The 972-nt window shown below is 46.3% G+C and carries 1 protein-coding gene; it reads right to left on the bottom strand.

Translation table 11 applies throughout. The features are described 5' to 3' along the window. Positions 1–23 precede the first annotated feature (23 nt). The gene (gene gspC, locus R7P74_RS25145; protein ID WP_005465330.1) at positions 24–947 is read right to left on the bottom strand and encodes a type II secretion system protein GspC; all 924 of its coding nucleotides are present in this window, start codon (positions 945–947) and stop codon (positions 24–26) included. Between the last annotated feature and the right edge of the window lie 25 nt (positions 948–972).

The raw sequence follows: 972 nt of genomic DNA, 5'->3' as shown, positions 1-972 counted from the left end.
AACTTACGCTGGTTGCCTAAGTATTACAATTGGATATAGATGTCGTACTGCTGACCATCTCGCTCAACAGTCAAATTCAGTTCTTGCGGATCGCTCATCACTTGCATCAGTTGTACTGAAGAAGACGGATCACTTAAATCGATCCCATTAAGTTGCACCGCAATATCACCAGGTTCTAGACCCACATCATTAAATAACGCCGCATCACGACCCGGAGAAACTCGGTAGCCAATAATGGCGTCGTCTTTTTTCACTGGAGAAATGGTGATGTATTTAAAGACACTCTGTGGATCTTTCGCAATCTCCTCTCGGATTTGCTCTAGTTTGTCACTCACGTCTGACGCAGGTTCTTTCTGAGCAGCTTGCACTCGAGTAGCCTGCGGCGATTCTGACAATTTTTTATACTCAACGCCTTCCAGCATTAGAGTTTCATCTCGGCCTTCGTTATCGATGATCACGCGATCGACCAACACCGCTTTTAGTGTGGCACGCGTACCTTCAATTTCTTCGCTAATTCCGTAGGTCGCTTGCTTACCACGGTTAGCGATCACCGCTAAGCTGGTTTGAGGATTGCTGCTAGCAACGGCGCCAACAAGGGTAAGATTCAGGCGTGTTTTTGGGGCGTCTTTCACAACAGGTTGCTCAACGACCACAGGCTTTTGTTCGGTGTATTTGCCAAATAAGTTGGCGCTTTGAAGGGCATTGAAATCAATCGTATTCGATTTATTGCTGGCAATAACGTTACCCGCCGACGGCCTCCATTTTGGCACATCAGACGTTTGAGGGATTGCTAACCACACCACTTTACCGAGTATCCACCCAGTTATCGCAATAAATAGGCAAGTAAGTAGCAAACTGAGCTTCGCTTGAATTGCGTGGTGGTTGGACTTGATCTGAGCCAGTAGCGGTCTGCTTGATAATCCTGCACTTAGCTCTAAACGCTTCACTGAATTGATTCCTTTATTCTAACGT

The organism is Vibrio sp. 2033, assembly GCF_033339735.1.
This window is presented reverse-complemented; position numbering and strand designations above follow the sequence as displayed.